We start from the raw sequence: 18,507 nt of genomic DNA, 5'->3' as shown, positions 1-18,507 counted from the left end.
CACTGATGTGATCGCCAACCTGGTGCAGCTGGCGGCCGAGGAAGAGCAGAACCCGCTCGTTCCTCCGGGCCCCGAGCTGCTCGTCGGCACCATCGCCTTCGCCATCGTGTTCTTCTTCTTCTGGAAGAAGCTGCTTCCGAACATCAACAAGGTTCTGGAGGAGCGCCGCGCGGCGATCGAAGGCGGTATCGAAGAGGCCGAGACCATGAAGGTCGAGGCCCAGAGCGTCCTTGAGCAGTACAAGGCACAGCTCGCCGAGGCCCGGCACGAGGCCGCGCGCCTGCGCCAGGAGGCGCAGGAGCAGGGCGCCACGCTCATCGCCGAGATGCGGGCCGAGGGCCAGCGTCAGCGCGAGGAGATCATCGCCGCCGGCCACTCCCAGATCGAGGCCGACCGCAAGGCCGCCGCGTCCGCGCTGCGCCAGGACGTCGGCAAGCTCGCCACCGACCTGGCCGGCAAGCTCGTCGGGGAGTCCCTCGAGGACCACGCCCGTCAGAGCCGCGTGATCGACCGGTTCCTCGACGAGCTCGAGGAGAAGGCCGAGGCCGGGCGATGAACGGAGCGAGCCGCGAGGCCCTGGCAGCCGCACGAGAGCGTCTCGACGCGCTGACGGACTCCACGTCCGTCGACGCGGGCTCGCTCGCCGACGAGCTGGCCGCCGTCACCGCTCTGCTCCACCGCGAGGTATCGCTGCGTCGGGTCCTCACCGACCCGGCGCAGGCCGCCGAGGCCAAGGCCGAGCTGGCCCAGCGTCTCCTCGGCACCCAGGTCAGCGGCCCGGCCGCCGACCTGGTCGCCGGCATGGTGCGCTCCCGCTGGTCGCAGTCGCGCGACCTGGTGGACGCGCTGGAGCAGCTGGCCGACACGGCCGACCTCACCGCCGCGCAGAAGGCCGGCAAGCTCGACGACGTCGAGGACGAGCTGTTCCGGTTCGGCCGGATCGTCTCCGGCAGCACCGGGCTGCGTGCCGCGCTGACCGACCGGAAGGCCACCACCTCGGCCAAGGGCGAGCTGCTGCGCAGCCTGCTCGGCGGCAGGGCGCAGTCGGCCACCGAGCGTCTGGTGACGCGCCTTGTGACCGCGCCGCGGGGACGTAGCCTGGAGTCGGGACTGGAGTCCCTGTCCAAGCTCGCCGCCGAGCGCCGCGACCGCATGGTGGCCATCGTCACCTCGGCCGTGCCGCTGAGCGACCCGCAGAAGCGACGCCTGGGCGCCGCCCTCGCGAAGGTCTACGGCCGCCAGATGCACCTCAACCTGGACGTGGACCCCGAGGTCCTCGGCGGAATCCGGGTGCAGGTCGGCGACGAGGTCATCAACGGCTCCCTCGCGGACCGGCTGGAGGACGCGAGCCGCCGTCTGGCGAGCTGAGCAGCAACTCAATAGCACCACGTACTTACGACGGCCCTGGTTGGGCCGTGCAGAAGAATCCTGGGGGTCGCCCCCAGACCCCCAAAGAAACTTCGGGCCCAACAAGGAGAGCAGGGAACCCAGATGGCGGAGCTCACGATCCGGCCGGAGGAGATCCGGGACGCGCTGGAGAACTTCGTCCAGGCGTACAAGCCGGACGCGGCCTCGCGCGAGGAGGTCGGTACGGTCACCTTTGCCGGCGACGGCATCGCGAAGGTCGAGGGTCTGCCCTCGGCCATGGCCAACGAGCTGCTGAAGTTCGAGGACGGCACCCTCGGCCTCGCCCTCAACCTCGAGGAGCGCGAGATCGGTGCCATCGTCCTCGGTGAGTTCAGCGGCATCGAGGAGGGGCAGCCGGTCTCGCGTACCGGTGAGGTTCTCTCCGTAGCGGTCGGCGAGGGCTACCTCGGCCGTGTGGTCGACCCCCTCGGCGCCCCGATCGACGGCCTCGGCGAGATCGAGACCGAGGGCCGCCGTGCCCTCGAGCTGCAGGCCCCCACGGTCATGGACCGCAAGTCGGTCCACCAGCCGATGGAGACCGGCTACAAGGCCGTCGACACCATGACCCCGATCGGCCGTGGCCAGCGTCAGCTGATCATCGGTGACCGCCAGACCGGCAAGACCGCCCTGGCCGTCGACACGATCATCAACCAGCGCGACAACTGGCGCTCTGGCGACCCGGAGAAGCAGGTCCGCTGCATCTACGTCGCCATCGGCCAGAAGGGCTCCACCATCGCCGGCGTGCGCGGCGCTCTGGAGGAGGCCGGCGCGCTGGAGTACACGACCATCGTCGCCGCCCCGGCGTCCGACCCGGCCGGCTTCAAGTACCTGGCGCCGTACACCGGTTCGGCCATCGGTCAGCAGTGGATGTACGAGGGCAAGCACGTCCTCATCATCTTCGACGACCTGTCGAAGCAGGCCGACGCCTACCGCGCCGTGTCGCTGCTGCTGCGCCGCCCGCCGGGCCGTGAGGCCTACCCGGGTGACGTCTTCTACCTGCACTCCCGTCTGCTGGAGCGCTGCGCCAAGCTCTCCGACGAGATGGGTGCCGGCTCGATGACCGGTCTGCCGATCGTCGAGACCAAGGCCAACGACGTCTCGGCGTTCATCCCGACCAACGTCATCTCCATCACCGACGGCCAGTGCTTCCTGGAGTCGGACCTGTTCAACGCCGGTCAGCGCCCCGCGCTGAACGTCGGTATCTCCGTCTCCCGAGTCGGTGGTTCCGCCCAGCACAAGGCGATCCGCCAGGTGTCCGGCCGCCTTCGCGTGGACCTCGCCCAGTTCCGTGAGCTGGAGGCGTTCGCCGCCTTCGGTTCCGACCTGGACGCCGCGTCCAAGGCACAGCTCGAGCGTGGTCAGCGCATGGTCGAGCTGCTGAAGCAGCCGCAGTACCAGCCGATGGCCACCGAGGACCAGGTCGTCTCCATCTGGGCCGGCACCACCGGCAAGATGGACGAGGTCCCGGTCGTCGACATCCGCCGCTTCGAGAAGGAGCTGCTGGAGTTCCTGCACCGCAAGGAGCAGGGCCTGCTGACCTCCATCCGCGAGGGCGGCAAGATGTCGGACGACACCCTCCAGGCCATGGCCGACGCCATCGCGGAGTTCAAGAAGCAGTTCGAGACCTCCGACGGCAAGCTGCTCGGCGAGGACACCCCGGCTGCCGGTAAGTGACGACGGAAGGGACCTGACTCATGGGAGCCCAGCTCCGGGTCTACAAGCGTCGCATCCGATCCGTCTCCGCGACCAAGAAGATCACGAAGGCGATGGAGATGATCGCCGCCTCGCGCGTCGTCAAGGCGCAGCGCAAGGTGGCGGCCTCCACCCCGTATGCGACCGAGCTCACCCGCGCGGTCAGCGCGGTCGCCACCGGTTCGAACACCAAGCACCCGCTGACCACGGAGGCGGAGAACCCGACCCGCGTCGCGGTCCTGCTCCTCACGAGCGACCGCGGTCTGGCCGGCGCCTTCAACTCCAACGCCATCAAGGCCGCGGAGAAGCTCACCGCGCAGCTCGAGGGTGAGGGCAAGGAGGTCGTCAACTACATCGTCGGCCGCCGTGGTCTCGCCCACTACAACTTCCGCGAGCGCAAGGTCGCGGAGTCGTTCACGGGCTTCACCGACGAGCCCTCGTACGCGGACGCCAAGAAGGTCGCGGCCCCGCTGATCGAGGCGATCGAGACGGAGACGGCGGAGGGCGGCGTGGACGAGCTCCACATCGTCTACACCGAGTTCGTGTCGATGATGACGCAGACGGCCGTCGAGGCGCGGCTGCTGCCGCTCAGCCTCGAAGAGGTCGCGGAGGAGGCCAAGCCCAAGGGCGAGATCCTTCCGCTGTTCGACTTCGAGCCCTCGGCGGAGGACGTCCTGGACGCCCTGCTGCCGCGCTACGTGGAGAGCCGCATCTACAACGCGCTGCTCCAGTCGGCCGCCTCGAAGCACGCCGCAACGCGGCGCGCGATGAAGTCGGCAACCGACAACGCCGGTGATCTCATCGAGAATCTCACCCGGCTTGCCAACCAGGCCCGCCAGGCCGAAATCACCCAGGAAATCAGCGAGATCGTCGGTGGTGCCAGTGCCCTGGCCGACGCGACCGCGGGGAGTGACTGAAAATGACCACCACTGTTGAGACGGCCACGGCGACGGGCCGCGTCGCGCGGGTCATCGGCCCGGTCGTCGACGTGGAGTTCCCCGTCGACGCGATGCCGGACATCTACAACGCCCTTCACGTCGAGGTCGCCGACCCGGCGAAGGCGGGCGAGAAGAAGACGCTGACCCTCGAGGTCGCCCAGCACCTGGGTGACGGCCTGGTCCGCGCGATCTCCATGCAGCCCACCGACGGTCTGGTCCGCCAGGCCCAGGTGGTCAACACCGGCGTGGGCATCTCCGTCCCGGTCGGCGACTTCACCAAGGGCAAGGTGTTCAACACCCTCGGCGAGGTGCTGAACACCGACGAGGAGTACGAGGGCGAGCGCTGGTCCATCCACCGCAAGGCCCCCGCGTTCGACCAGCTCGAGTCGAAGACCGAGATGTTCGAGACGGGCCTGAAGGTCGTCGACCTGCTCACCCCGTACGTCAAGGGCGGCAAGATCGGTCTGTTCGGTGGTGCCGGTGTCGGCAAGACCGTGCTGATCCAGGAAATGATCATGCGTGTCGCCAACCTCCACGAGGGCGTCTCCGTCTTCGCGGGCGTCGGTGAGCGCACCCGTGAGGGCAACGACCTCATCGCGGAGATGGAAGAGTCCGGCGTTCTGGACAAGACCGCCCTGGTCTTCGGCCAGATGGACGAGCCCCCGGGCACCCGTCTGCGCGTGGCCCTGGCCGGCCTGACGATGGCGGAGTACTTCCGTGACGTCCAGAAGCAGGACGTGCTGTTCTTCATCGACAACATCTTCCGCTTCACCCAGGCCGGTTCCGAGGTGTCGACCCTGCTCGGCCGTATGCCCTCCGCGGTGGGCTACCAGCCGAACCTGGCCGACGAGATGGGCACCCTGCAGGAGCGCATCACCTCGACCCGTGGTCACTCGATCACCTCGATGCAGGCGATCTACGTCCCCGCGGACGACCTGACCGACCCGGCCCCGGCCACCACCTTCGCCCACCTCGACGCGACGACGGTTCTCTCCCGTCCGATCTCCGAGAAGGGCATCTACCCGGCCGTGGACCCGCTGGACTCGACGTCCCGCATCCTCGACCCGCGGTACATCGCGGCGGACCACTACAACGCCGCGATGCGCGTGAAGAGCATCCTGCAGAAGTACAAGGACCTGCAGGACATCATCGCGATCCTCGGTATCGACGAGCTCGGCGAGGAGGACAAGCTCGTTGTCCACCGCGCCCGTCGCGTGGAGCGCTTCCTGTCCCAGAACACCCACGCCGCCAAGCAGTTCACCGGCGTGGACGGTTCGGACGTGCCGCTGGACGAGTCGATCGCCGCGTTCAACGCGATCTGCGACGGCGAGTACGACCACTTCCCGGAGCAGGCGTTCTTCATGTGCGGTGGTCTCGAGGACCTGAAGAACAACGCCAAGGAGCTGGGCGTCTCCTGACCCGAGCCGCGCTCGAGTCATGAGGGGGCGGGGTTCGTCCCGCCCCCTCTGTCACGCCTACTAGACTTGTAACCAACACCCGGCACTACCGCCGGGTGGTGACCCGAGGAGCCACCTTGGCTGCTGAGCTGCACGTCGCGCTGGTCGCGGCCGACCGTGAGGTCTGGTCCGGCCAGGCCACCCTGGTCGTCGCGCGCACCACGTCCGGCGACATCGGCGTCATGCCCGGTCACCAGCCGCTGCTCGGTGTGCTGGAGTCGGGCCCGGTGACCATCCGCACGAGCGATGGCGGGACGGTCGTCGCCGCGGTCCACGGCGGTTTCATCTCGTTCGCGGACGACAAGCTCTCGCTTCTCGCCGAAGTCGCCGAGCTGTCGGACGAGATCGATGTCCAGCGCGCTGAGCAGGAGCTCGAGCGCGCGAAGGCGGAGGACGACGCGGACGCCCAGCGCCGCGCGGATGTCCGTCTGCGTACGGCCACGGCGGCGCGCTGATCCTGTCCGCCGTGTGAAGTCGTCACTCAGCCGCGGCTGGGTACCGGAGAGATCCGGACCCAGTCGCGGCTGAGGCAGATGTGGGAGTTTTTTCCGTTCCGTTACCTAGGAGACGAGGAGGTCGGTGTCGATGGTCCTCGCTCTGACTGTGTGCGGAATCGTGGTGGCGCTCGTGGTGGTGGGGCTTTTCGTCTTCGGTCTGCGCCGCCGGCTCATCCAGCGTTCGGGCGGAACCTTCGACGCCAGCCTGCGCTGGGACGCCCCGGAGCAGGGTGACACCAACGGCAAGGGGTGGGCGTACGGGGTGGCCCGGTACAACGGCGACCGTGTCGAGTGGTACCGCGTCTTCTCGTACTCGCCGCGTCCGCGCCGCATCCTGGAGCGTTCCGCGATCGAGGTGGCCGGCCGCCGCGTCCCGGAGGGCGAGGAGGAGCTGGCGCTCCTCTCCGACCATGTGATCCTGGCCTGTCTGCACCGGGGCTCGCGTCTCGAACTCGCGATGAGCGAAGACGCGCTGACCGGTTTCCTCGCGTGGCTTGAGGCAGCCCCGCCCGGACAGCGAGTGAACGTGGCGTAGCCGCGTTCACTCGCTGGGTGGGGGTCCCCCCGGACGAAGTCTGGGGGAGCGTCAATGTGGCGTAACTCGCCGAACTGGATTACGACAGTCCGCTGTTGATCGCGTTCACCAGCTCCCCGTTGCCGGTGTCACCGCTGAACTCCCAGAAGAACGCGCCGCCGAGACCCTGGGTCTTGGCCCACGCCATCTTGGAGCCGATGGTGGCGGGAGTGTCGTAGGACCACCAGTTGCTGCCGCAGTGGGCGTACGCCGTGCCCGCGATCGTGCCGGTGGCCGGGCAGGAGTTCTTCAGGACCTTGTAGTCCTCGATGCCCGCCTCGTACGTGCCGGGAGCCGCGCCGGTCGCCGATCCGCCCGGTGCGGACTGGGTGACGCCGGTCCAGCCGCGGCCGTAGAAGCCGATGCCGAGCAGCAGCTTGGCGGAGGGGACGCCCTTCGCCTTCAGCTTGGCGATCGCCTCGGCCGAGTTGAAGCCGGCCTGCGGGATCCCGGGGTACGAGGTGAGCGGGGAGTGCGGGGCGGTCGGGCCGTCCTTGTCGAAGGCGCCGAAGTAGTCGTACGTCATCACGTTGTACCAGTCGAGGTACTGCACGGCGCCGCCGTAGTCGGCCGCGTCGATCTTGCCGCCGGAGGAGCCGTCGGCGGTGATGGCCGCGGTGACCAGGTACTTCGGGCCGAACTCGGTGCGCAGCGCGGACATCAGGTTCCTGAAGGCCGCAGGCCCTGAGGTGTCGCAGGTCAGGCCGCAGGCGTTCGGGTACTCCCAGTCGATGTCGATGCCGTCGAAGACATCGGCCCAGCGCGGGTCCTCGACGACGGCCTTGCAGGACTTGGCGAACGCGGCGGCGTTCTGCGCCGCCTGGCCGAAGCCGCCCGAGTAGGTCCAGCCGCCGAAGGAGTACAGCACCTTGATGTGCGGGTACTTGGCCTTCAGCTGGCGGAGCTGGTTGAAGTTGCCGCGCAGCGGCTGGTCCCAGGTGTCGGCGGTGCCGCTGACGGACTGGTCGGCGGTGTAGGCCTTGTCGTAGGCGGCGTAGGTGTCGTCGACGGTGCACTGACCGTTCTTGACGTTGCCGAACGCGTAGTTGATGTGGGTGATCTTCGAGGCCGAGCCCGACGACACCAGGTTCTTGACGTGGTAGTTGCGGCCGTAGACGCCCCACTCGACGAAGTAGCCGAGCTTCACCTTGTCGCCCGTCGGCGGTTCGGTGCCGCCGCCGGTGGTGCGCACCGCGCGGGCGCCGCTGACCGGGCCGGTCTGGTCGGCGGTGTCGCGGGCCTGGACGGTGTACGAGTAGTCGGTGCCGGCGGTCAGGCCGGTGTTCGTGTACGACGTGGTGGTCACGGTGGCGACCTTGGCGCCGTCGCGCAGGACGTCGTAGTTCTTGATGCCCTTGTCGTCGGTGGCGGCGCTCCAGGACAGCTTCACCGAGGTGTCGGTGATGTCCGAGGCGGTGGGCGTGCCGGGGGCGCTCGGGGCCTTGTCGCCCGGTTCGGTGGTGCCGCCGTCGCAGCTTCCGCCGTTGAGCTTGCAGTTCGCGGGGGAGCCGGAGCCGGTGCCGTTGAAGCCGAAGGAGACGGAGGCGCCGGGGGCGAGGGTGCCGTTCCAGGACTTGTTCTTGGCCGTCCAGTGGGTGCCGGAGGAGGTGACGTCGGCATCCCAGGCGGAGGTGACGGACGTGCCGGAGGGGAAGTCCCACTCGACGGTCCAGGAGCTGAGAGCGGTCGTGCCGGTGTTCTTCACCGTCCACTTGCCCTCGAAGCCGGAGCCCCAGTCCTGGGTCTTGGCGTAGGTGGCGGTCGCGGATGTCGCGGCCTCGGCGGGGCTCGCGAGGCCGACGAGACCGGCCAGCGGGAGCAACAGGGTCGCGAACCCTGCCGCGGCTCTGTGTCTGAAGCGCATGGTGCGCCTCCCTTGTGGGGTGGTCGGGGCGTGACTGAGCCTCACGCCCCTCATGGTGCGGTGAGAATAGAAAGGTCTGGACCACCGGTCAATAGGTCTGGACCACCGCACTCCAGAGTCGGGTCAGACACCCAACTCCTGTGCCAGCACCGCCGCTTGCACCCGGCTGCGCAGCTCCAGCTTCCCCAGCAGCCTGCTGACATGGGTCTTCACGGTCGCCTCGGCCATGTCGAGCCGGTCGGCGATGTCCGCGTTGGACAGGCCCTCGCCGAGGCAGGACAGCACCTCGCGCTCGCGCCGGGTCAGCCGGTCCAGGACGGCCGGGTCGGCCGTGGGCTCCCGCGTCGGCTTCGCGGCGAACTCCGCGATCAGCCGCCGGGTGACCGCCGGGGAGATCAGCCCTTCCCCGCGTGCGACCGTGCGTACGGCCTCCAGCAGCTGCCTGGCCTCGGTGTTCTTCAGCAGGAAGCCGGACGCGCCCGCCCGCAGCGCTCCGAAGACGTACTCGTCGAGGTCGAAGGTGGTCAGCACCAGCACATCGGCGAGCCCTTCGGTGACGACCTGCCGGGTCGCCGACACTCCGTCCAGGCGTGGCATCTGAACGTCCATCAGCACCAGGTCCGGCGTCAGCTCGCGGGCCAGCGCCACCGCCTGCTCGCCGTCCGCCGCCTCGCCGACCACCTCGATGTCGGGCGCGCTGCGCAGGATCAGGACCAGTCCGGCGCGGACGGCTGACTGGTCCTCGGCGACCAGGACCCGGATGGGCCGGCTCATGCGATGTCTCCTTCGACGGTGTCGTTGACGGGGAGTGTGGCGCGTACGGCCCAGATCTTGCCGTCCGGTGAGTCCTCGGGCCCGGCCTCGAACGTGCCGTCCAGCAGCTCCACCCGCTCGCGCATGCCGACCAGGCCGGCGCCGGATCCGGGCGCGCGCGGGGCGTCCCGGTCGCCGTACGGGCTGGTCACGGTGACGACGAGCGAGCCCTCCCGATGAGTGAGGGACACGGTGACCCGGCCCGATGCGGCGTGCTTGAGGGCGTTGGTCAGCGACTCCTGCACGATGCGGTAGGCGGCGAGTTCGACGGGCGCCGGCACCTCGTCCTGGCCGGTGTCCAGCGTGACGTCGAGGCCGTTGGCGCGGGCGCCCTCCACCAGCGAGCCGAGGCCGTCGAGCGTCGGGGCCGCGGCCGGTTCCAGGTCACCGCTGCTGTCGCGCAGGATGCCGATCAGCCGCCGCATCTCCGAGAGCCCCTCCACGCTGTTCTCGCGGATGACGACCAGGGCGTCCTGAGAGGTCTTCGGGTCGTCGAGGGAGAGGGCGGCCGTGGAGTGGATGGCGATGGCGGACAGGTGGTTGGCGACCATGTCGTGCAGTTCGCGGGCCATCCGGGCGCGTTCGGCGGTGACCGCCTGGGTGCGGTCCATCTCGGCGAGCAGCGCGGTCTGCTCGGCGCGCAGCCGGGCGGACTCGGCGGCGTCGCGGTGGTTGCGGACGATCAGCCCGGTGGCGGCGGGGCCGAAGGCGACGATGCCCGTGACCACGCCGATCAGCAGCGCCTCGGGCTCGCGCCACAGGGCGAACGGCACCACGGCCCCGGCCACCGTGAGCAGCCCGGTGATCCGCGGAATGCGGCGGGCCGAGGCGGGCGTGCCGTACAGGACGGCCGCGTACATCAGGTCGGTGTACATCAGGATCGTGACCAGGTTGCCCTGGGTGAGGGTGTCCAGGACGATCGCGGCCGTGCCGGTCAGCAGGGCGGTGCGCGGGGCGGCCCGGCGCAGCAGCTCGCAGCCGGCCATGACGAAGAGCGGCAGCAGCAGCGGCCAGCGGCCCGGCAGGAGCACGTACGGCTCGGTGTGCGGACGGGTGGCCAGGCCGAGTCCCCACAGCAGCAGTCCGCCGAGCAGGCCGCCCGTCGCGATGTAGACGTCGAAGCGGCGTGGGCGGGGGAGTCGTACGGCCATGACTCCATCCAACACGGCCGTGACGCCTCGTGCGTGATCCCCGCGTAGGGTCCCTGGCTGCATCTTTCGATGTACCGCGGGTTCGTCAGACGCGACGACGATTCCGGCCGCCCCGACCGGGAGCCTTGAAGGTGACCGAGAGGAGCGAACCGTGATCGTCGCATTGATCGCCGCCTGCGAGATCGGCTTCTGGGTACTGCTGGCCGCCGGACTGGGCGCCCGCTACCTGCTGAAGATGCCGCGCACCGGCCTGGCGCTGCTGCTCTGTGAGCCGCTGCTGGAGGTCGTGCTGCTGGTCGCCACCGCGCTGGACCTGAAGAACGGTGCCGACCCGAACTGGACGCACGGCCTGGCCGCGCTGTACATCGGCTACACCGTCGGGCACGGCCACCGCACCGTGAAGTGGCTCGACGGCCATGCCGCCCACCGGTTCGGCGGTGCCCCGCCTCCGCAGAAGCCCCCGCGCGACGGCATGGCCCGCGCGCGCCACGAGGCCAGGATCTGGCTGGGCACGCTGGTCGGCGCGGTCGTCGCGACCGTGCTGCTCCAGGGCGCCATCTGGTACGTGGACGACCCGAGCCGCGTCACCTCCCTGGAGAGCTGGCGCTATACGGCCTGGCGCGCGGCCGGCATCCACGGCCTGATCGCGCTGAGCTACTTCGTCTGGCCGCGCAAGCCCTCCGCCGGGGAGCAGGACACCACCGTCAGCACATCGAAGGAAAGGATCCCGTCATGACCAAGGCGAAGCAGTATCTGACCGAAGGCGTCGTCACCTTCCTGATCGGCCTGCTGCTGTGGCGCTTCACCGGAGACGTGGACGTCCCCGTCGTCACCCTCACCAAGGTCGGCATCGTGATGATGATCGTCGGCGGGGTCCTCTCCGCCAACGGCCTCTGGCATGCAGCGCGGGGGAGAACCTAGCGCTCTCCGCCCGGCACCCACAACACGTCTCCGACCTGCTTGTTCGCCGTCCTCGCGAGGATGAACAGCAGGTCGGAGGCGCGGTTGAGGTAGGTCGCCGTCAGGGGGTTCATCGTCTCGCCGTGCACCTCCAGGGCGGCCCACGTCGAGCGCTCCGCCCGGCGTACGACCGTGCAGGCCTGGTGGAGCAGGGCCGCGCCCGGGGTGCCGCCCGGCAGGATGAAGGAGCGGAGCTTCTCCAGCCGCTCGTTGAAGTGGTCGCAGTCGGCTTCCAGCTTGTCGATGTAGAACTGCTCGACCCGCAGCGGCGGGAACTCCGGGTTCTCCACCACCGGCGTCGACAGGTCCGCGCCCACGTCGAACAGGTCGTTCTGCACACGGGTGAGGACCTTGACGACCTCCTGGTCCAGGCCGCCCAGGGCGATCGCCGCACCGATCGCCGCGTTCGCCTCGTTGGCGTCGGCGTACGCGGAGATCCGCAGGTCGGTCTTGGCGACCCGGCTCATGTCGCCGAGGGCGGTGGTGCCCTGGTCGCCGGTCCTGGTGTAGATGCGCGTCAGATTGACCATGTGGCCAGCGTAGTTACGCTCCGGCGGTTCGGAACACGCGTGTGCCCACTGTCACGGCCAGAGTCGTGAGGCCGACGGCCACCAGAACCCCGTACAGCATGGGCGCCGTCGCGTAGCTGCCGATGTACGCGTCCCGTACCGCGTCCACCAGATAGCGGAACGGCATGAGGTGCGACAGGACGTCCAGCCAGGCCGGGCCCAGGGTCATCGGGAGCATCAGGCCGGACAGCAGCATGGACGGCATGGTCAGCGCGTTGACCGCCGGGCCGAAGCTCTGCGGGGTGTCCAGCTTCATGGCCAGCGCGTACGACAGCGAGGCCAGCGAGAGCGAGAGCAGGGCGACGAACCCGAAGCCGATCAGCACACCGGCCAGCGGGGCCCGCAGGCCCATCGCCACCGCCGCCAGCACCAGCAGCACCGCCTGGAAGACGAACACCGTGGCGTCCCGCAGCACCCGGCCCAGCAGCAGGGCCAGTCGGCTGACCGGGGTGACGCGCATGCGTTCGACCACCCCCTGGCCCTTCTCGATGATGATCGAGAAGCCGGCGAACGATGCCCCGAACAGACCCAGTTGGAGCAGCAGACCGGGGACGAGCACCTGCCAGGAGCTGCCCTGCTCGCCGAGTGGCAGGTCCGTGAGCAGGGGACCGAAGAACAGCAGATACAGCAGCGGCATCAGGACGCCGAACAGCAGCGCGAAACGGGAGCGCAGGGACTGGCGGAGATAGCGCCCGTAGACGAGCGCGGTGTCGTGCAACAGCATCGGGAGTCCTCTGTTTCCTCTCTGGCGCCTAGACGGCGACGGGGGCCCGGTCGGCGGGCGTGGCGCTGCGGCCGGTGATGGCGAGGAACGTGTCCTGGAGCGAGGCGTCGAGCGAGCCGCCGTACCGGAGCTTCAGCGCGCTCGGAGTTCCCTCGGTGACCACCACGCCCCGGTCGACGACGACCAGCCGGTCGGAGAGCGCGTCGGCCTCGTCGAGGTAGTGGGTGGTCAGGAAGACGGTCGTGCCGTGCTCGTCGCGCAGCCGGCGCACCAGGTCCCACAGGTCGGCCCGGCTGCCGGGGTCGAGACCGGTCGTCGGCTCGTCGAGGAACAGCACCTTCGGGCGGTGGGTGAGCGCCATCGCGATGTCCAGGCGCCGCCGCTGTCCGCCGGAGAGCGCGGCGCACTTGCTCTCGAGCAGGTCGGTGAGGCCCAGGTCGCGGGCCAGCTCCTCGGCGCGCTCGGCGGCGTCCGCCCTGGTCAGCCGGTACAGGCGCCCCTGGGTGACCAGTTCCTCCCGCACGGTGATCCCCGGGTCCACGCCGCCGGACTGCGCCACGTAGCCGCAGGCCCGCCGCACCCCGGCCGGGTCGGTCGCCAGATCGTGGCCCGCGACGGTGGCGGCCCCGCCGGTCGGTTCCAGCAGGGTCGTCAGCATCCGCAGGGTCGTCGTCTTGCCGGCGCCGTTCGGGCCGAGGAAGCCGAGGATCTCGCCCTCGCGGACGGTCAGGTCGATGCCGCGTACGGCTTGGACCGGGCCGCGCTTCGTCCGGAAGGTACGGGCCAGTCCGGCCGTACTGATGATCGCCATGCCTCTGTTCGCTGTGCCCTTGTTCTCCATGCCCTTGTTCTTCATGGCCACAGAAAAACAGAGTCTCTTAAAGTTTGCAATGACCCCAAGTTTTGAGAGGCCCCAGGGAAGCTAGGATTCGGACATGGCTGAGGGGCTCAGGGAACGGAAGAAGCGCGAGACCAGGCAGCGCATCTCGGACATCGCCACCGGGCTGTTCCTGGAGCACGGGTTCGTGACGGTGACGATCGCGGACGTGGCGGAGGCCGCCGACGTCTCCGTGAACACCGTCTACAACTACTTCCCGGCCAAGGAGGACCTCTTCTTCGACCGCTCCCAGGGCGTCGTCGACCGCCTCTCCCGCTGGGTGCGCGGCCGGGACACGGGGGAGTCGGCCACCCGGGCGGTGCTGCGTGAACTGCGCGCCGAGACCGAGGCCGTCTCGCCCCGGATGGGCCTCATCGAGGGCTACGACCGCTTCATGCGCTGCATCGACGAGGCGCCGCCGCTGCGCTCCCGCCTGTGGAGCATCCAGCAGGAGGTCCAGGACAACCTGGAGGCGACCCTCCGTGAGGAGGTCGGCGCGGGTGACGGCGATCCGCTGCCGGGGCTGATCGCCGGTCAGATCTGCTGGATCCACGGCACCCTCTTCGTCGCGATCGGCCGCGAGATGGTCAAGGGGCGCAACCCGGACGAAGTATCACGAGAGATGCTCGTCCTCCTCGACGACATCGAGGAGCTGTTGAGCGAGAAGGTGCTCAACTACGCCGTACGAGACCCCGAATGACCCGGCACGGTGTGATGTCCGTCATGTGAGACGTGACGCGCGTTACTTAGCGGTCACACGGCGCCTCACGAACGCTAGTGTCCGCCCGAGAGGCATACATAAGAGCCGTGTCAGCAGGGAGTCGTAACGTGGCAGGGAAGCTCGCCGTCATCGGAGCCGGCCTCATGGGAGCCGGTATCGCCCAGGTCTCGGCGCAGGCGGGCTGGGACGTCGTCCTGCGCGACGTCACCGACGAGGCGTTGAAGCGGGGCACCGACGGCATCAAGGCCTCGTACGACAAGTTCGTCGCCAAGGGCAAGCTGGAGGCGCACGACGCCGACGCCGCCGTCGCCCGGATCACCGCCACCACCGACCTGGACGCCGTGGCCGACGCGGACGTCGTCGTGGAGGCCGTGTTCGAGAAGCTCGAGATCAAGCACGAGATCTTCCGCACGCTCGACAAGCTCGTGAAGGACGAGGCGATCCTCGCCTCCAACACCTCCGCCATCCCGATCACCAAGATCGCGGCCGCGACGGAGCGCCCCGAGCGGGTCGTCGGCGCGCACTTCTTCTCGCCGGTGCCGATGATGCAGCTGTGCGAACTGGTCCGCGGTTACAAGACCAGCGACGAAACCCTGGCCAAGGCTCGGGAGTTCGCCGAGTCGGTCGGCAAGACCTGCATCGTCGTCAACCGCGACGTCGCCGGCTTCGTGACGACCCGTCTCATCTGCGCCCTGGTCGTCGAGGCCGCGAAGCTGCAGGAGTCGGGCGTGGCGAGCGCCGAGGACATCGACCTCGCCTGCAAGCTGGGCTTCGGCCACGCCATGGGCCCGCTGGCGACGGCGGACCTGACCGGCGTCGACATCCTGCTGCACGCCACGAACAACATCTACACCGAGTCCCAGGACGAGAAGTTCGCGGCTCCCGAGCTGATGCGCCGGATGGTTGACGCCGGTGACATCGGGCGCAAGAGCGGGCAGGGCTTCTACAAGCACTGAAACCGCACATGCCCCGGGGCCATCACACCCCCGGGTGAATTCGGTATCGGTTCGCTTACAGGAAGCAACCTCTGCCGCCTCCACACAGTCAGAGGTTGCATCACCGGCATCAGAAACGCGGAGCACGAGACGCACGCACGGGGAGCGCATATGTACATCAGGGGCGACCACGCCGAGCTGGTCGTCGGGGGCCGCCTCGACGTCCGGAGCGCGGCGGACGCCCGTACGGTCCTGCACTCGGCCGTCGACGACGGAGTCGGCGACCTCGTGCTCGACCTGTCCGAACTGGACTCCTGGGACGCCACCGGACTGGGTGTGATCATGGGAGCCCACCGGCGGGCCGGTCGCTGCGGCCGGCGCCTGGTGCTGCGCGGTGTACCGCCGCAGATGCAGCGCCTGCTGGTGGCCACCCGTCTGCACCGGATCCTGGCGATCGAAGGGGGCATCGGGGTGGAGACACTGCCCCGCGTGTGACGCCGGCGTGCGGGTGTGAACCGGGAGACCGGGGAGGACCCGGACGGACGTTGTCGAATCGTGCGACGCGCACAATCCTCACGAGACCGTGACGTCTCGGACGCCGCGGTACCCCGGACTGTCGTAGATACTGTGCGAAGGTTTAGGGTTCGGCTGCCCGCTGCCTTGCCACCCTTCGAGCGGGCCCGGACCAGAAGCGACAGCGCGGTGTGCAGCAAGGCCGGGAAGGGCTTTCACAGCACACACCCGCTTTTGGGGGGCTTGACTTATGGACCCGAACACCCGGGGACCCGAGGAGTACGGCCACGAAGGCGACGGCCAGGGGCCGCGCCAGCGCCCGCCCCGGGACTCCCTCACACCCGACTTCGCGCAGCACACGCCCGCGCTCGCCCGCACGGTGCGGCTCGTCGCCGGCGACTTCCTGCTGACGGTCAACCCCGTCGACGGCAGCGAGATAGAGGCCTGCCCGCCCGCCGAACAGCCCGCCCGGCCCGTGAAGCTCACCACGGCCGAACGCGCCGAGGCCGAGCGCGCGGCCCGGCCGCCCGTCCCGCCCGGCCCGGCGCGTCCCGCCCTGCCGCTGCTGGCCCGCCAGGACGAACGCGAGCGACTGGTGCGCCTGCTCGCCCGCGGCCGCTCCGTCCGCCTCACCGGACCCGCCGGCTCGGGCCGCACCCGCCTCCTCGACCTCGTCGCCGAGGACTGCTCGGACCTCGCCCCCGACGGCGTGGTCCGCCTCAACGGCTTCGGACGCACCTCCGGCGACCTCCAGTACGAGCTCTTCCGCGCCGTCTTCAGCGCCCCCCTGTACCGCCCGGACCGGGACGAACTGCTGACCCACCTCGGTGAGATCGGCGCGGTCGTCGTCCTCGACGACATCGAGTTCGGCGGCGCCGCGCTCGACGAGCTGCTGGAGGCGACCCCGGAGTGCGCCTTCCTGCTGGGCGCAACCCCGGACGTGCCCGCGCCCTCCGCAGGCTCCGCCGTCGAGGAGGTCGCCCTCGGCGGCCTGGATCGCGCGGCCGGACTCGACCTGCTGGAGCACGCGGTGGGCCGGTCCCTCACCGAGGAGGAGTCCAACTGGGCGGGGGACCTCTGGTTCGAGTCCGAGGGCCTGCCGCTGCGCTTCGTCCAGGCCGGTGCCCTGCTGCGGCAGCGCGACCGGCTGCGCGCCGGGACGAGTGCCGTCGACGAGTTCGGCGTCTTCGAGGACACGCCCCCGGCCGAGGCGTACGACGCCGCCGACGGCGACGACGTACCGCTGCCCGCGCTCGGCGAGGCCGCCGCCCCCGCCCCGCTGCTCGCCTCCCGGCTCAGCGCCTCCGCCCGCGCCACCCTGCGGTTCGCCGTCGCCCTCGGCGGCGAGGTCCCGCACCAGGCGCATCTGCCCGCCCTGGTCGGCGACACCCACGCGGACGCCGCCCTCGGCGAACTGGCCCTCTGCGGCCTGGTCTCCCCGGTCGGCTCCCGCTACCGGCTCGCCGCGGGCGTGCCGGCCCAGCTGGAGGCCGCCGGATACGCCGACGAGGCCGAGGCCGGGGCCCGCAGCGCCGCCCAGCACTACTCCTGGTGGGCCGGGCACCCCTCGGTCACCCCCGAGCGCGTGTGCGCCGAGTCCGACGCCCTCCTCGCCGCACTGGCCCTCCTCGGGCCGGCCACCCGGCCGCCCGCCGAGGACGAGGAGAGCGCGGCCGTCCACCTGGCCCGCACCGCCGCCCCCGCCTTCGCCGCCGGACTGCACTGGAGCGCCTGGGAACGGGCCCTGCGGGCCGGCGCCGAGGCCGCCCGGCTCGCCGGGGACGTCGCCGAGGAGGCCTACTTCCACCACGAGCTCGGCATCCTCGCCCTGTGCGGCGGCCGGCTCGACCGGGCCCGGGCCGAACTGGAGGCCTCCATCGGCCTGCGCGGCGCCCTGGCCGACAAGCGCGGCACCGTCGCCGGCCGTCGTGCCCTCGCCCTGGTCTCCGACCGCTCGGGCACCCCGATCGGGCTCGGCCCGACCGCGGGGGAGGAGGTGCCCGACGCCCGGTACGAGGAGTCGGCGTCCCCGGCCGGCGGTGTCCCGGCGGCCTTCCCGACGCTCCAGCAGCCCTCCTCGCCGACCGTGGTCACCCACCACAGCCCGTCCGCGCCCTCGCGCAAGGCCCGGGGCGGTCTCAAGGGCCTGGCCCGTCGCAACCTCGTGGCCGCGGGCGCCGGTGCCCTGCTCGTCGCCGTGCTCGGCACGGTGGTGACCCTCGGCGCCACCTCCGACAAGGACCGGAACCCACCGTCCGACCAGGTCGGCGTCAACCCCTCGGCCAGCCAGGGCCTGGGCGACGGCAGCCTGGGCGCCGACCCGGCGGCGAACGAGGGCGGCGGCGACACCGGCGCGGCCACCAGCAGCCCGACCGATCCGGGTCCGGACGGCACGCTCGGCACGTCGGACGACCCGACGCCTACGGACGACCCGAGCGGTTCGCAGGATCCGAGCGATCCGGCATCGACGTCCAAGCCGCCGACGACCTCGAAGCCTCCGACGTCCTCCAAGCCGCCGACGACCCCGACCAAGCCGCCGTCCTCATCGACCAAGCCGCCGTCGAGTCCGCCGCCGTCCTCGTCGTCGCCGACACCGACGGACACCGGGGAGCCGACGCCGACGACGACCCCGCCGACGACCAGCCCGTCCACCTCCGACTCGGCCAGCGGCCCGGCGCCGAGCGCGCCCACGAGCACCACCGCGAGCGCGCCGCAGAGCAGTGGCGCGGGCACGCCCGGCAGTTCGGACCAGGTGATCTGACACCCCGTACACACAGCAGGGCCGGGTCCGCGTGCGCGGACCCGGCCCTCTTTG

19 protein-coding genes are annotated in these 18,507 nt (G+C 70.2%); 13 read left to right on the top strand and 6 right to left on the bottom strand.

Annotated features, from left to right (window positions below; translation table 11 throughout):
* The first annotated feature begins 7 nt into the window (after positions 1-7).
* From ACFT4A_RS22930 to ACFT4A_RS22900, 7 genes are all read left to right on the top strand, one after another.
* Positions 8-556, top strand: a complete 549-nt coding sequence (locus ACFT4A_RS22930; RefSeq protein WP_382832884.1) for a F0F1 ATP synthase subunit B — start codon at positions 8-10, stop codon at positions 554-556.
* Complete coding sequence (locus tag ACFT4A_RS22925; RefSeq protein WP_382832882.1) at positions 553-1,368, top strand: F0F1 ATP synthase subunit delta; 816 nt, start codon at positions 553-555, stop codon at positions 1,366-1,368. Before ACFT4A_RS22930 ends, ACFT4A_RS22925 begins: the two co-directional genes overlap by 4 nt.
* Before the next feature lie 123 nt (positions 1,369-1,491).
* A complete protein-coding gene (gene atpA / locus ACFT4A_RS22920; protein WP_382832880.1) occupies positions 1,492-3,081 on the top strand; it encodes a F0F1 ATP synthase subunit alpha in 1,590 nt (529 codons plus the stop codon).
* 20 nt (positions 3,082-3,101) lie between these two features.
* Positions 3,102-4,016, top strand: coding sequence for a F0F1 ATP synthase subunit gamma (locus ACFT4A_RS22915; RefSeq protein ID WP_382832878.1), 915 nt, complete (start codon positions 3,102-3,104; stop codon positions 4,014-4,016).
* 2 nt (positions 4,017-4,018) lie between these two features.
* Positions 4,019-5,455, top strand: a complete 1,437-nt coding sequence (gene atpD / locus ACFT4A_RS22910; RefSeq protein ID WP_382581212.1) for a F0F1 ATP synthase subunit beta — start codon at positions 4,019-4,021, stop codon at positions 5,453-5,455.
* Positions 5,456-5,571: 116 nt separating this feature from the next.
* Positions 5,572-5,949, top strand: a complete 378-nt coding sequence (locus ACFT4A_RS22905) for a F0F1 ATP synthase subunit epsilon (protein ID WP_382832876.1) — start codon at positions 5,572-5,574, stop codon at positions 5,947-5,949.
* A gap of 130 nt (positions 5,950-6,079) precedes the next feature.
* Positions 6,080-6,526 carry a DUF2550 domain-containing protein gene (locus tag ACFT4A_RS22900; RefSeq protein WP_382832875.1) on the top strand — a complete coding sequence of 149 codons (447 nt, stop codon included), beginning with the start codon at positions 6,080-6,082 and terminating at the stop codon, positions 6,524-6,526.
* Between the two features lie 79 nt (positions 6,527-6,605).
* On the opposite strand, the gene ACFT4A_RS22895 is transcribed toward ACFT4A_RS22900, so the two are convergent.
* The 3 genes from ACFT4A_RS22895 to ACFT4A_RS22885 all read right to left on the bottom strand — a co-directional run bounded on the left by ACFT4A_RS22895 (position 6,606) and on the right by ACFT4A_RS22885 (position 10,393).
* Positions 6,606-8,429 carry a glycosyl hydrolase family 18 protein gene (locus tag ACFT4A_RS22895; protein WP_382832873.1) on the bottom strand — a complete coding sequence of 608 codons (1,824 nt, stop codon included), beginning with the start codon at positions 8,427-8,429 and terminating at the stop codon, positions 6,606-6,608.
* A 123-nt stretch (positions 8,430-8,552) separates the two neighbouring features.
* Positions 8,553-9,203 carry a response regulator gene (locus ACFT4A_RS22890; RefSeq protein ID WP_382832872.1) on the bottom strand — a complete coding sequence of 217 codons (651 nt, stop codon included), beginning with the start codon at positions 9,201-9,203 and terminating at the stop codon, positions 8,553-8,555.
* Positions 9,200-10,393 (bottom strand): sensor histidine kinase, encoded by a 1,194-nt coding sequence (locus tag ACFT4A_RS22885; RefSeq protein ID WP_382832870.1) that lies wholly within the window; start codon positions 10,391-10,393, stop codon positions 9,200-9,202. Before ACFT4A_RS22885 ends, ACFT4A_RS22890 begins: the two co-directional genes overlap by 4 nt.
* Before the next feature lie 151 nt (positions 10,394-10,544).
* Between ACFT4A_RS22885 and ACFT4A_RS22880 the strand changes: the two genes are divergently transcribed.
* The gene (locus tag ACFT4A_RS22880) at positions 10,545-11,129 is read left to right on the top strand and encodes a hypothetical protein (protein WP_382832868.1); all 585 of its coding nucleotides are present in this window, start codon (positions 10,545-10,547) and stop codon (positions 11,127-11,129) included.
* The gene (locus ACFT4A_RS22875) at positions 11,126-11,314 is read left to right on the top strand and encodes a DUF5708 family protein (protein WP_189723238.1); all 189 of its coding nucleotides are present in this window, start codon (positions 11,126-11,128) and stop codon (positions 11,312-11,314) included. The genes ACFT4A_RS22880 and ACFT4A_RS22875 overlap by 4 nt, the downstream gene beginning before the upstream one ends.
* Here ACFT4A_RS22875 and ACFT4A_RS22870 read toward each other — a convergent pair.
* Genes ACFT4A_RS22870 through ACFT4A_RS22860 form a run of 3 tightly spaced genes read right to left on the bottom strand, consistent with a single transcriptional unit; the run spans position 11,311 to position 13,457 of the window.
* Entirely contained in the window at positions 11,311-11,883 is a 573-nt protein-coding gene (locus tag ACFT4A_RS22870; protein ID WP_382832866.1) for a cob(I)yrinic acid a,c-diamide adenosyltransferase, read from the bottom strand. The genes ACFT4A_RS22875 and ACFT4A_RS22870 overlap by 4 nt on opposite strands.
* Before the next feature lie 13 nt (positions 11,884-11,896).
* Positions 11,897-12,646, bottom strand: coding sequence for an ABC transporter permease (locus ACFT4A_RS22865; RefSeq protein ID WP_382832865.1), 750 nt, complete (start codon positions 12,644-12,646; stop codon positions 11,897-11,899).
* 28 nt (positions 12,647-12,674) lie between these two features.
* Positions 12,675-13,457, bottom strand: a complete 783-nt coding sequence (locus ACFT4A_RS22860) for an ABC transporter ATP-binding protein (RefSeq protein ID WP_382832952.1) — start codon at positions 13,455-13,457, stop codon at positions 12,675-12,677.
* A gap of 124 nt (positions 13,458-13,581) precedes the next feature.
* Here ACFT4A_RS22860 and ACFT4A_RS22855 point away from each other — a divergent pair, with 124 nt between their 5' ends.
* The 4 genes from ACFT4A_RS22855 (at position 13,582) to ACFT4A_RS22840 (ending at position 18,453) form a co-directional block, all read left to right on the top strand.
* Positions 13,582-14,223, top strand: a complete 642-nt coding sequence (locus ACFT4A_RS22855) for a TetR/AcrR family transcriptional regulator (protein WP_382832863.1) — start codon at positions 13,582-13,584, stop codon at positions 14,221-14,223.
* Positions 14,224-14,351: 128 nt separating this feature from the next.
* Positions 14,352-15,200 carry a 3-hydroxyacyl-CoA dehydrogenase family protein gene (locus ACFT4A_RS22850; RefSeq protein WP_215118507.1) on the top strand — a complete coding sequence of 283 codons (849 nt, stop codon included), beginning with the start codon at positions 14,352-14,354 and terminating at the stop codon, positions 15,198-15,200.
* 150 nt (positions 15,201-15,350) lie between these two features.
* Positions 15,351-15,674, top strand: coding sequence for an STAS domain-containing protein (locus ACFT4A_RS22845; RefSeq protein WP_030246483.1), 324 nt, complete (start codon positions 15,351-15,353; stop codon positions 15,672-15,674).
* Between the two features lie 268 nt (positions 15,675-15,942).
* Positions 15,943-18,453 carry an ATP-binding protein gene (locus tag ACFT4A_RS22840; RefSeq protein WP_382832860.1) on the top strand — a complete coding sequence of 837 codons (2,511 nt, stop codon included), beginning with the start codon at positions 15,943-15,945 and terminating at the stop codon, positions 18,451-18,453.
* The last annotated feature ends 54 nt before the right edge of the window (positions 18,454-18,507 follow it).

It is taken from the genome of Streptomyces sp. NPDC057099 (genome assembly GCF_042671245.1).
Lineage (GTDB): Bacteria > Actinomycetota > Actinomycetes > Streptomycetales > Streptomycetaceae > Streptomyces > Streptomyces purpurascens.
The sequence above is the reverse complement of the archived record's forward strand: the minus strand, read 5'-3'. Positions and strand labels throughout refer to the sequence as shown.